The sequence below is a fragment of the Metasolibacillus sp. genome (genome assembly GCF_025291715.1).
Taxonomy (GTDB): Bacteria; Bacillota; Bacilli; order Bacillales_A; family Planococcaceae; genus Metasolibacillus; species Metasolibacillus louembei.
This window is the reverse complement of sequence record NZ_JAMBIZ010000004.1, coordinates 1-13149: the sequence shown is the minus strand read 5'-3', so window position 1 is coordinate 13149 and position 13149 is coordinate 1. Positions and strand designations below refer to the sequence as shown.

Genomic DNA, 13149 nt, shown 5'->3' with positions numbered 1-13149 from the left:
TCTCTCCTTAAACTAGTGCTTAACGTATATTACTCTTAGCATACACTTTTTTTTAAGGATTGGAAATGTTATTACAGTACTTTCATAATTAGCATGTCTTTTGACGGAGAAAAATTCATCACAATATGATAAAAGTTTATCGATAGAGGAAAATAGGCTATTGTGAATTACTTCATAGATTCGTTACAATAAAAATAACTAGAGTAATAGAGAAGGGACGGGGTTTTGATAATGGCAAGTAAATGGCAGGCTGCGGTGGCAAGTGCACTCATATTGTCAGCACTTGTAGTGCCAGCAGCAGAGGCAGCATCTTATACCGTACAAAAGGGCGATACATTGACAAAAATTGCAAAGGAACATGAAGTAACAGTGGAGCAATTAAAGCAATGGAACAATTTAAAGGCAGATGCTATCTTTATCAATCAAAAGCTAGTTGTCACAGACGGAGCAGTGAAAGCAAATAAAGTAGCTGTCGTCGAAAAAATGGCAACGCATACAGTGAAAAAGGGCGATACATTGGCATCAATCGCACAAAAAAATAATATGACAGTAGCGCAGCTAAAAGAATTAAATAAGCTACAATCAGATGTCATTTATATTAATCAGAAGCTACAAATAAATAAAGTTTCTCCATCGAAGCCACAGGAAGTAACTGTGGAAGCGCCAGTAATTACTACTTCGCCAAAAGCAGATGGACAAGCTGTTTATAATCAAGTAATAGCGCTTGCACATGAATTAATTGGCACACCTTATGTATTTGCGGGTAATACGATAGAAGGCTTTGATTGCAGTGGCTTTGTGAAATATGTTTACAGCAATGCAGGCTTAAATATTTCACGTAAGAGTAGCCTTGATTACTACTTGCAAGATACGACAGCTGTAGAGCAGCCGATGCCAGGAGATGTGGTATTTTTCAAAAATACGTACATACCTAATATTTCGCATATGGGTATTTATATAGGAGAGGATCAATTTATTCACGCTGGTACAACAGGTGTGGAAATATCGAAAGTAACACATAGCTATTGGGCGGAACGCCTCGTTGGGTATAAGCGTTTTAATGGAATTGAATAGTAAGGTGATAGCTGTTCGAAAAGCCAAAATTTCGAACAGTTATTTTTATATAGACATAGATGAAAAGACTCATTACCCTAAAAATACCATTTAAATAACATGGCAAATGAGTTCATTTTGACTAGTTTATATTACAAATGTTACAAAAGTGTAAGAGTAATAGAGTGAAATGTCTCGAACGTGATACATTAAAATGCGAAATGCTGATGAAAAAGATGTTTAAACGTTGATATAATAGGGTATAAGTGAAAGTCGTTATTTAATACAGTGTTTTGTAAGTGTAACTGTATTGTTACAGAACTGTAATGTTACAGCGTGGTAACTCATGATACTCTAATAACAGTTAAATTAACAGAAAATTATTGCCTGTGTGGAGGATTATCATTAATGAGTTATAACAAAATTTTACGTAATACATTATTAACATTTTTAGCGGCATTAGCTATTTTCTTATCACCAATCGGAGAAGAGAAAGCAGCGGCTGCAGACTTTACTTCAAGTAATTTTAAATCAACAGCTCAAAAATATTTAGGTGTACCTTATTCATACGGTGGTACTTCAACAAGAGGATTTGACTGCTCTGGTTATGTTCGTACTGTATTTAGCGATCTTGGTGTATCATTACCTCGCACTTCATCATCTATGTATGGTGTAGGGACAGCAGTTAGCCAAAATGACTTAATCCCAGGTGATTTAGTATTCTTTAATACTTCAGGAAGCGGTATTTCTCACGTAGGTATCTACTTAGGTGGCGGCAAGTTCATCCACTCTCAAACAAATATCGGTGTAAGTGTTACAGATATTAACGATAAATGGTATTGGGGAAGCCGTTATGTAGGTGCTAAACGTGTTGCAAATGTTTCATTTGAATAATACGTACTCTATACATACTAAAATACACAGTTAACAAAGATTGATACGTGAGAAATGTCTCACGTATCAATCTTTTTTTAATTTTCTTTACTGAACAACACATTATCCAATGTATGTGGCGTATGCTAAAAATATACAATGCTATTTTGTTTGAATATTATGGCCCTTATTTATTAGACGATTTGTATTATTCATTGTAGCGCCTGTAACATCAAATAAAAGAAGCGGATAAAGGATTTTTATGAAATTTTAGTTACTAAACAAACATAAAAAATATATAGTAATATGAAAACTTATTTATTATACTAAATTATAGGTAATTCACGGTAATCAGTACATGATAGGCTCATTTCACTCCATGCGGATGGGTTCCTATGATGACTTTTTGCTTTAGTTCATCCCGTTGGTTGTGTTGGGTGGGCTAGTTTTACAATCAAGTTTTTATTTTTGTTTAGAACCAGCTCATTAAAGAGTAAATATTATGGAGGACTCTATATGATAAATATGAAAAGTGAATTAGTAACAGACAAACATGTTGTCAAGTCATTAGAAAAAAATCTACCTATTATTCGTTTTAACTTACAACGTGATATCGAATATGTCAATGAGCAATTTGCTAATACGCTAGGCTACAAAGCTGAAGAATTAATTGGTGTTAATCATAGCAAACTTTGTTTTCCTGAATTTGCACAAAGCATTGCATATAAAGAATTTTGGCATAAACTTGAGCAAGGTAACTCTTATAAAGATAAAATTGTAAGACGCCATGCTTCTGGAGACGAAGTATGGCTAGAAGCGATTTATATGCCGATTTTCTCTGAACACACACGAGAGGTGATAGGTATTAGTAAAATTGCTTTAAATATTACTGAAAGAGTGGCGACTATTAATGCGCTAGCATACCAATTAAAAGAAATGTCTGAGGCGTTAAACGACAAATCTAAAGTCGGTCTTAATGATAGTGTTATATTGCTACATAATATTGAGCGCATTGTAGAGGAATCAGCATTGAATCAACAAAGTTTGCAAGCATTGCAGCGAGAAACAGAATTAATTACGAATGTTGTCAAAACAATTCGAGATATTGCTGCACAAACAAATTTATTAGCGTTAAACGCCGCAATTGAAGCCGCACGCGCTGGTGAACATGGCAAGGGCTTTAATGTGGTTGCGCAGGAAGTACGCAATTTATCAACAAAGGTTTCGCAATCCATTGGTGAAGTAAAGGAGAATGTTGACCGCATTATTGATAAAATCAATTCCGTCTCAGCTAACATTGATACAATCTCTGAAAGAGTAAAAGACAGTACAAAGCAAATTGAGAAAAATGTTTGTGATTTTCAATTTATTTCACAAGCGGCTGAATTACTAGAGAAAAACACGCATGAATTTACTGAAAAAATTTAAGAAAGCCCCACCTGCTAAATATGGATAGTAACTTTAACAAGTTGCAAAGGCTTTTCAATATATCCGTCATAAAAGGTACTAAAAAACTTCTACATTTACAAAAAGTCGGTTCTTCACCATTACTCGTAGTTGACTTTCTATTTATTTAATAATTTTATATTTCACTATAGAAGAAAAGCGGAAACTCATGTATCTTAATTATCGTCGATACAAACCACGAGAAACGTTTTCGCTTTGTACTCTAAGTTTATCAAAATGCGATTACTGTTATTATTTTTTCTAAGTTTCTTTACCACCTGATGAAGAACCAAATGTATTTCCTACTACAGTAGGTGCTTATTCAGTACCAGTTCTTAAATGTTTCAATAGCCTTTTTACATGTAATTAAACTAGACTCTTCTAATCCTTCTTTTTATTTTCGTCATATCCATTTTTTCTTAAATCATCCACCATATGAATTTTTCAGTTCATATGCCTTTTTTAAAAGAGGTGATATTTCCAAAGATGTATTGCAATCAAACTTGGTGTTGTGACTTTACATAGAGTAGTAGGTACGCTAGGCTTACGTGGCAGAGCCAGCACTTGATGTAACTTACAGCAAGGAAATTATCACAAACTAATTAAGCGGCTTAAGCTATAATAATGCTCAAGTCGCTTAATTAGTTTTATTATTTACAATGTCTACTTGACAGGGGGCAATTCATTTTACAATTACTCCTGTGGTACACGCGCTGTCCAGCGAGAGAGGTCGATGCCTTTAACATCTACTAGCTGGGCAGGGAAAATGAATGTCCATGGCTTTGTTGTATTAGGTTGTACTGTTAATACAGGCTCTAGCTTGAATGATCCCTTCGCTACTTGCTTGCCACGTGCATCAATAATTTCAAGTGGTAGTTGTTCTAAATTAATCGCTTTGTCGTTTCCGTTACGAATAAAGATAGATACATGTAAGCTTTTATCATTTTGTAGCTTCGCCTGTAAGCCTGTGAAGTTGACTTCTGTTTTGCCAAGCTTCGGTAAGTCTTTCACAATTTTTTCTAAAGCCTCTTGCTGATCCTGAGGCAATTGCTGCTTCCACGTTTCATCTAAATCAAGCTGATGACCACGTAAAGAAATTAAATTGAAGGCGATTTTCCAGCCATCCTCTTTTGGTACTTCTTCAACGCCAGCTTCAATTGACGATTTATCAAATTCAAATACCCATGGGCGAGCACTCTCAGCTGGTATCACACCTAAGTCTTGGAAATGGAATGTTTGAGACGCAAGACGCTTGTCATCTTTATCTAAAATAAGCAATTCGATTTCACCAAGCTCTATTGGCTCTGGTAATGAAGAACGGAAAAATACTTTGACATTCCATGCACCATTGCGTGGATTTTCTTCAATGTTGATCGCTGATAGTGATAATTGATTTGGCTTTAATGGCTGCAATTCATTTGCTAAGAAATTAAAAATATATTGTTGCTCTAACGGTACATTCCATTGTGGATGAAATGATAATTTTGTCACAACATCTCGGTCCTCGCCAGTTTGCTTCGTATCTGTTAACAATTCTTTTGAATCAACAGCGCTGTCTGCGCCTACTTTATCGCCTTTTTTAAAAAAATCGAATAAGCCCATTTTATAGTTCCTCCTGCTCTTCAATTGCTGAAATGTTTTTCATAAATGCTACAAGCTCTTCTACAATACTGCGACGCAATTCTTGATAATTTTTACCGAATAGCTCTAAGCCTTCACGTTGATAAATACGCATCGGGTCTTCCTGTTGATAGTGACGTAAGCCAATACCTTCTTTTAAATGTGTCATTTGCTCTAAATGTTTTACCCATGTTGCATCAATATAGCTTAAAACGACTTGTGGTATAACGTTCATCACTTGCTCATTGCTTTGGAAGCTTTCAATAAAGTCACGTAATTCAAATACATTTGTATTTAATGAATCTAAAATTTTTGTTACTTTTGTTTCTGTACGGTCAAGTGTAGCAGGTGTTAATAATAGAGAATTGACTGTTTGCTCCATTTTATCGAAGTCCCATTCGATTGGATCAACTTCCTCTGGCGCATTATCACGAACGGCAAAGTCGACTGTTTCATACATCATACGTGTAATCATCGACAGTAAATCCTCACCAGCTAACACACGATTGCGTAAATCATAAATAATTTTACGCTGGTCGTTGATGACATCATCCAGCTTTAAGTTATATTCACGCATGGAGAAATGAGCACCTTCTACGATGCGCTGTGTACGATTGATTAACTCAATTATGTCTTTATTTTCGATACGTTGAATTTCGTTTGTTACCATTTTTTTGCGGAATTTTTCCACGTCTTCTTTAGCGAAACGTTTAAACATATCATCTTCAATAGATAAAATAAATTGGCTCTCACCTGGGTCACCTTGACGACCAGAGCGTCCGCGCAATTGATTATCGACACGGCGGCTTTCATGCTTTTCTGTACCAATCACACAGAGTCCGCCAAGCTCCTCGACACCTTCACCTAAAACGATGTCAGTTCCGCGCCCCGCCATATTTGTTGCAACGGTAATGCGTCCTTTTTGACCAGCCTGTGAAATAAGCTCTACCTCTTGTTCCACTGTTTTGGCATTTAACACTTGATGTGGTAGGCTATATTTCTTTAAGTACTGAGATACTTTTTCAGATTGTAAAATAGAAGTTGTACCGATTAAAACAGGCTGTCCTTTTTCATGACGGCGCAGCGTTTCCTGTGCAACGTATTCATATTTTGCATCAGCTGTTTCAAAGACAATATCCGTTTGGTCAACTCGTTTACGTGGTCGATTTGTCGGAATTTGAATGACACGCATATCATATACTTCTAAAATTTCTTTTTCCTGTGTTTTTGCTGTACCCGTCATTCCTGACAACTTCGGATACATACGGAAATAGTTTTGAATGGTAATTTGTGCCTGCGCTTTATTTTCTTCTGTGACTTCTACGCCTTCTTTTGCCTCAATTGCTTGATGCAAACCATCAGATAATGTGCGACCTTCCATAATGCGGCCAGTAAACATGTCAACAAGCTCAATTTTGTTGTCGCGTACGATGTAATCAACATCGCGCTCAAACATCACATGTGCACGCACTGCTTGAATCACATAGTGGTAAAGTGTTTGATGCTCTAAATCATAAAGGTTGTCGATAGCGAATGCTGCCTCGACCTTTTCGATTCCTTGCTCTGTTAAAGATGTCGCCTTTGTCTCATCATCGAAATCATAGTCCTCATCTTTCACAAAGCGTTTTGCTAGCATCGCAGCGATACGGTGCAATTCTTCGTTTGCAGACATTTTACCCGCAATAATTAAAGGTGTTTTTGCCTCATCAATTAATACGGAGTCCACTTCATCGATAATTGCGAAATGATATGGACGTTGCACTTTAGCGGCAATCGAATGTGCCATATTATCACGTAAATAGTCGAAGCCAAACTCTGTACCAACACCGTATGTGATATCAGCATTGTAGGCATCCTGCTTTGCACCTTGCTCCATCATCGGTACATTTAAGCCAACTGTTAGACCAAGGAAGCGGTGAATTTGTCCGATTAATTCAAAGTCGCGCTTTGCTAAATAATCGTTGACTGTAATAACATGCACACCTTTTCCTTCTAGTGCCCTTACATAAGAAGGAAGAGAGGCAACTAACGTTTTCCCTTCACCTGTAGGCATTTCTGCGATATTACCTTCAGTTAATACTAAGCCACCGATTAATTGCACATCGAAGTGGCGCATATTTAAAATACGTTTAGACGCTTCACGAACAACAGCAAATGCGTCAGGGATAATTGCTGTAATTTCTTCGCCATTTTCTAAGCGTTCTTTAAATTTGAAAGTCATACTTTGTAGTTCTTCATTTGACATTGCAGCATATGTTGCTTCAAGTGCATTAATTTGATCTACAATTTTATAGTATCTTTTTAATTCGCGAGCACTTGTTTGCTCTTTCGTTCGTTTAAAAATTGAGAACATTTTATTACGCTCCTTTAAAGTTGTCTCCTTAAAATAGCTAGTAGACACTAGACTATTCTATCAGAAATTCAGCTATTTTACTACTTATGGCTGTATGAACAATCACTACGAAGCGAAGGAAAAGGTATAGTTTTCACCAAATTGCAGATAATATACAGTAATTTGAGAGAGAAAAGCTATATTTTGTCTGTTAAACGTGTTATAATTATCGTGGTTTATCGTGTTTCAGTTAAAATTAACTGAGCAATTGAACAAATGATGACGATTAAATTTAAGGAGGAGAGACATGATTTACGTGTCTTTAATTGTCGCATTTATTGCGGCTATTGTACTAACTCCACTTGTGAAGCGTTTAGCCTTTCGAATTGGTGCTGTCGATGCACCAAACTACCGTAAAGTGCATGCGAAAATTATGCCACGATTAGGTGGACTAGCCATTTTTGGTGCTTTTTTAATCGGCGTAGCTGTGCTGAGACCAGAAAGTGAGTATACGCTAGCGATCATTTTAGGGGCAGTTATTATTGTTGCAACAGGTGTTGTAGACGATATGTATCAAATCTCTGCCAAAGCTAAAATGCTTGGGCAAATTGCAGCAGCAGCAGTTATCGTATTTGTTGGCGGTATTGATATTGATTTCATCAATTTACCATTCGGTGGTATTTTAGATTTTGGCTTTTTAAGTATTCCTCTTACAATTATTTGGATTGTGGGTATTACGAATGCCATTAACTTAATTGATGGACTTGATGGCTTAGCGGCAGGTGTTTCAACAATTGCGTTAATTACGCTTGCAGGAATGGCCTTCAATATGGGAAATATGTTTGTACTTGTGATGGCAGCTATTTTAGCAGCAAGCACAATTGGTTTTTTATTTTACAATTTCCACCCAGCGAAAATTTTTATGGGTGACACAGGCGCATTATTTTTAGGCTTTATGATTGCTGTTTTCTCACTATTAGGGTTTAAAAACGTAACAGTAATTTCATTTATTATTCCTGTTATTATGTTAGGTGTACCGATTTCTGATACATTTTTCGCCATCGTACGTCGCGCGCGTATGAAGAAAAAATGGTCTGATCCAGACAAATCACATTTACACCATCGCTTAATCGATATGGGCTTCTCGCATCGCCAAACAGTATTAATTATTTACGGTATTGCAAGCATGTTCGGCTTAGCAGCAGTTATTTTCTCAATGTCCACAGTATGGGGAGCTATTTTATTAGTAACCGTTATTTTAGTGGCAATTGAGCTGTTTGTCGAAATTATCGGATTAGCAGGGAAGAACTACAAACCATTGTTGAATTTAGTACGTATTTTTAATAAATAATTTAAAAAGGTGTCCGAAAAGCGGTGTATTAAACCGCTTTTTGGACACCTTTTATATTTTGCTGAAATGTTAGCCGATTTATAGTAACTCTTTTTGTATCAAAAACTCTCGCCTTCCTAGATGAAGATATTCAGCCAATCTTCTGGACAGAGGCATAAAAAAGGCTGTAAGGCACGTTAATGTGCTTTACAGCCTTGTGTTTTATTGTTGACCTGACGTTGTTGTCGTTTCTGAGTGCGTTTGCTCTGAGCCGCTACCAGCTAATGATGAGCCATTTGAAGCATTAATTCCTGCTTCAGTTAAACCAAGATGGCTTTTTAAAATCTCTTGTGTTTCGCTTAAAGATTGTTCATCTAATTGATAGTAATAAATACCTGTCGACATATCATCATAGCCTTCTACAGTGATTGAGTCGATGCGAGGGACACCTTGTGTTAAGTAGCTAAAGAAGCCCTTCATTTCTTTAAATGTCATATTTGTTTTCATGTTTGCGCCAACAGCATCAATCAGCTCATCATATTTTGTAATTGAGGATACAGAAGCAGCTTGCTGTGCAATTGCCTTTAAAATTTCTTGCTGGCGTTTGCCTCGTTCCATATCGCTATCAAGCTTACGTGTACGAGCTAAAGCTAAAGCTTCGCGCCCATTTAAATGCTGTAAACCAGGCTGTAAATTAACTGTATTGCGATCAAATTCATCTTTTTCAAGCATTGCGTATGGGACCTCTGCCTCGATACCACCAAGTGCATCCACAACATCGATAAATGCGTTAAAGTTCATGCGAACATAATAATCAACAGGGATATCAAATAATTCTTCTACTGTTTCAATTGTTGCAAGTGTGCCACCAAATGCATGCGCATGTGTAATTTTATCTTTATAGCCAACATGAGGGATATAAACATAAGAATCACGAGGGATGCTTAAAAGCTTTACTGTTTTTGTCGTTCTATTTAATGTAGCGAGTAATAGCGCATCTGAACGCGAGCCTTCTGCACCTTGTCCACGCTTGTCGCTATCGTCAATTCCGATAAATAAGACGGATACATTATCTTGTATCGGCTCAACCTTCACTTCTGTAGGTCGCTTTGTCGAAGTTTCGCCACGTTTTTCAATTGGCTCATATGCTTGGTCAGCAGCATGCTCTACTTTTTTTGTTAAGTACATACCATATGTTGTTACACAGATTAAGAGAGAGGCGGCTAAAATTAAAGTTATTTTAAGTGCGAGAGAAAGCTTGGAAGACTTTTTCTCTTTTTTATTTGAGCGTTTCATCATCATTCTCCTCTAATTAGGAATATATCATTTGCCTATTTTGATACAGTAGAAAATGCTTATCTTTTAGTAGATAAATACTTCGTTCGACGAGTATCAGTGAAGCGAAATCTAGATACAATTACAGTAAAGCGTAATTGATATGTGAATTTACAATACTATTAATTATACTATGTTACGAGATAACAGTAAACGGAAAAGTTTAAGCCTGGATAAATTCGATAAATCCCTTATCAATACAATCGATCGTTGCTTGCCCATTTGTTAATTCAGTTATCCACTCGATAAACGTAGCTTCCTCATCCTTTAAAACATGGACAAATACTTCAACGGCATCTGCATATTGGATTTCCTGTAACGTATAATGTGAGTTGCGTACTTCATTCTCTACTTTACCTAGCCATGTATAGTCAATTGACACTCGCATTAAATGGTGTAATTTGCGTTCTACAACTTGTGCAGCATCAATGCCTTCTGTTGTAGCTTTTCCGTAGGCGCGAATTAATCCGCCACCGCCAAGCTTAATTCCACCGAAATAACGTGTGACAACAACAACCGTATCTTTTAAGCCTTGTTTTTTTAATACTTCTAACATAGGAACGCCTGCTGTACCACTTGGTTCCCCATCATCATTCGCTTTTTGAATATTATCGTGCTCCCCGATTAAATAACAAGAGCAATTATGCGTAGCAGAAGGGTGCATTTTTTTTATTTTATCAATAAAATCGATTGCCTCTTGCTCAGTTTCAGCGCGCTCAACATAAGCGATAAAGCGCGACTTTGAAATGACGATTTCTCTTTCTCCATAGCCTTTTACAGTTGTATAATCTTTGCGCATTCCTTTTCCTCCTTGTAGTGCTAGAAAATAATAAATTTTTGAGTAAGCATTTAAATAAAATATAAAACAGTACGATAAATAAAAAGTAAGATTTATTTTTTTAACTCTTCCTATAAAATGCCTTTAAGTATAAAATAATTTTCATAGTAGTTAGTGCGGAAAGCTACTATGTAAGTATTATTTACATGTAAAGGCGGAAATTTCTAATTTAACCGAGTAAAGCGTTATTGTTTGACAATGTTCATTGACTATATGTAAAGTTTGAGTCAGTACATATAGATGTCTAGTGAGAATGGGGAGATTTTGTGTTTTTAAATGAGAAATTTGATATCGCCTCACTCGATGTTATTTTTAATCGCATGCTTGAAACAATTATGAGCTCTAAAAACGATATATTTATTATAAGTGAACAAAGTCAACGTAACTTCGAAGAAATGCAAAAAGAGTTAGCTGCTATTCGAGAAGAAATAGCAATTATAATCGATGAAGCAGATTATTTGGAAAAAGCTACGCAACAAGCAAAACAGCGTCTTGTCGTAGTGAGTAAGTCGTTCAATACGTTTACTGAAGAGCAAGTGCGTGAAGCATATGAAACAGCAAATAACCTCCAAATTAAATATTTGCTCGTTCAAGAAAAAGAAAAACAATTGCGTGAACGCCGTGACGATTTAGAGCGACGAATGAAAATACTCTATGATACGATAAAACGAGCTGATCAAATTGTCAATCAAGTAAATGTTGTAGTCAATTATTTGACATCTGATTTAAAGGATGTGGGGCAGGCGCTAGAGCAAGCCAAAATTAAGCAGGATTTTGGCATTAAAATCATAGCGGCACAGGAAGAGGAGCGCAAGCGTTTATCGCGTGAAATTCATGACGGTCCTGCACAAATGATGGCAAATGTATTAATGCGCTCCGATTTAATCGAGCGAATTTATCGAGAAAAAGGTATGGACGCTGCTATACAAGAAATAGCACATTTAAAATTAAATGTGCGTGAGGCATTATCAGAGGTACGTCGTATTATTTACGATTTACGTCCAATGGCATTGGATGATTTAGGTATTGTGCCAACGTTGAAAAAGTATTTATCAACGGTTATGGAGTATAATGAAGGTGTTTATATTCATTTTCAAAATTTTAATCAAGAAAAAAGATTGGATTCAAATTATGAAGTAGCAATATTCCGTTTAATACAAGAATGTACGACGAATGCAGTTAAGCATGGACGCTGTACAGAAATATCTGTAAAGCTAGAATGGCTGAAACGTTCTATCAACGTTAGCGTCAAAGATAATGGTGTAGGTTTTGACCAAGAGCTGATAAAGGAGCAATCATTCGGTATTATCGGCATGAAGGAACGTATTGATATTTTAAATGGAGAAATGAATATTCGCAGTGAAATGGGAAAAGGCACACTTGTAACATTTAAGATACCTTTTCCGACTAATGAAATATAGTATATAGGCGATGAATTAGGGGGACATATTTATGACGAAGATTGTAATTATAGATGACCATCAACTTTTCCGTGAAGGTGTAAAGCGAATTTTAGATTTTGAGGATACCTTTGATGTAATTGCTGAAGGTGACGATGGCGCAGATGCAGTAAACTTATACCGCACAAGTGCACCAGATGTTGTATTAATGGATATTAATATGCCAGGAAAAAATGGCGTAGAGGCGACAAGCGAGCTACTTGAGGAATTCCCAGAGGCAAAAGTGATTATGCTATCGATTCATGATGACGAATCATATGTAACGCATGCCTTAAAATCAGGTGCGCTAGGCTATATGCTGAAAGAAATGGATGCAGATGAAATTGTGGAGGCAATTAAGGTAGTAGCAAACGGTGGTTCATACTTACACCCGAAGGTAACGAAAAATTTAGTTGCAGAATTCCGCCGTTTATCTGAGCATGAAAACAACGGTAACTTCCACCAAACAGAAATTCGTCGTCCATTCCATTTACTAACAAAACGTGAATGTGAAGTATTACAGCTTTTAACGGATGGGCAAAGCAACCGCACAATCGGCGAAACGCTTTATATTTCTGAGAAAACAGTAAAAAACCACGTATCAAGCATTCTGCAAAAAATGAATGTGAACGACCGTACACAAGCAGTTGTGACAGCCATTAAAAGCGGCTGGGTAGAGGTACGTTAAAAATTTTAACTAGTTGCTTCTTTTTGAATGAAGCAACTAGTATTTTTTTTAGGAAGATTTGTGACTGAATTAGGGAAAACGCAAATAAAATTTGAGAAGCCGCAAATAAATTGGGAAAAGCGCAAATAAATTCGAGAAGCCGCAAATAAATCAGGAAAAGCGCAAATAAATTCGAGAAGCCGCAAATAACGCAGG

11 protein-coding genes are annotated in these 13149 nt (G+C 36.5%); 6 read left to right on the top strand and 5 right to left on the bottom strand.

Annotated features, from left to right (window positions below; translation table 11 throughout):
• Positions 1-231: 231 nt before the first annotated feature.
• The 3 genes from M3Z76_RS04090 (at position 232) to M3Z76_RS04080 (ending at position 3354) form a co-directional block, all read left to right on the top strand.
• Positions 232-1074 (top strand): C40 family peptidase, encoded by an 843-nt coding sequence (locus M3Z76_RS04090; protein WP_293926915.1) that lies wholly within the window; start codon positions 232-234, stop codon positions 1072-1074.
• Positions 1075-1461: 387 nt separating this feature from the next.
• Positions 1462-1947, top strand: coding sequence for a C40 family peptidase (locus M3Z76_RS04085; protein ID WP_293926912.1), 486 nt, complete (start codon positions 1462-1464; stop codon positions 1945-1947).
• 495 nt (positions 1948-2442) lie between these two features.
• Positions 2443-3354 (top strand): methyl-accepting chemotaxis protein, encoded by a 912-nt coding sequence (locus tag M3Z76_RS04080; protein ID WP_293926909.1) that lies wholly within the window; start codon positions 2443-2445, stop codon positions 3352-3354.
• A gap of 711 nt (positions 3355-4065) precedes the next feature.
• Here the strand turns inward: M3Z76_RS04080 and M3Z76_RS04075 are convergent.
• Positions 4066-4974, bottom strand: coding sequence for an accessory Sec system S-layer assembly protein (locus tag M3Z76_RS04075; protein WP_293926906.1), 909 nt, complete (start codon positions 4972-4974; stop codon positions 4066-4068).
• Between the two features lies 1 nt (position 4975).
• Positions 4976-7345, bottom strand: a complete 2370-nt coding sequence (gene secA2, locus M3Z76_RS04070) for an accessory Sec system translocase SecA2 (protein WP_293926903.1) — start codon at positions 7343-7345, stop codon at positions 4976-4978.
• 286 nt (positions 7346-7631) lie between these two features.
• On the opposite strand from secA2, the gene M3Z76_RS04065 reads away from it, so the two are divergent.
• Complete coding sequence (locus M3Z76_RS04065) at positions 7632-8675, top strand: glycosyltransferase family 4 protein (protein WP_293926900.1); 1044 nt, start codon at positions 7632-7634, stop codon at positions 8673-8675.
• A gap of 201 nt (positions 8676-8876) precedes the next feature.
• Here M3Z76_RS04065 and M3Z76_RS04060 read toward each other — a convergent pair whose 3' ends face one another.
• Both M3Z76_RS04060 and M3Z76_RS04055 read right to left on the bottom strand, forming a co-directional pair.
• A complete protein-coding gene (locus M3Z76_RS04060) occupies positions 8877-9953 on the bottom strand; it encodes an LCP family protein (RefSeq protein WP_293926954.1) in 1077 nt (358 codons plus the stop codon).
• Positions 9954-10152: 199 nt separating this feature from the next.
• The gene (locus M3Z76_RS04055) at positions 10153-10788 is read right to left on the bottom strand and encodes a YigZ family protein (protein WP_293926897.1); all 636 of its coding nucleotides are present in this window, start codon (positions 10786-10788) and stop codon (positions 10153-10155) included.
• A gap of 305 nt (positions 10789-11093) precedes the next feature.
• On the opposite strand from M3Z76_RS04055, the gene M3Z76_RS04050 reads away from it, so the two are divergent.
• Positions 11094-12248, top strand: a complete 1155-nt coding sequence (locus M3Z76_RS04050; RefSeq protein ID WP_293926895.1) for a sensor histidine kinase — start codon at positions 11094-11096, stop codon at positions 12246-12248.
• Positions 12249-12279: 31 nt separating this feature from the next.
• Positions 12280-12954: a response regulator transcription factor gene (locus tag M3Z76_RS04045; RefSeq protein WP_293926892.1), complete on the top strand. Its 675-nt coding sequence runs from the start codon at positions 12280-12282 to the stop codon at positions 12952-12954.
• Positions 12955-12959: 5 nt separating this feature from the next.
• Here the strand turns inward: M3Z76_RS04045 and M3Z76_RS04040 are convergent.
• On the bottom strand, positions 12960-13149 hold a 190-nt coding region (locus tag M3Z76_RS04040; RefSeq protein WP_295655765.1), incomplete at its 5' end, for a hypothetical protein.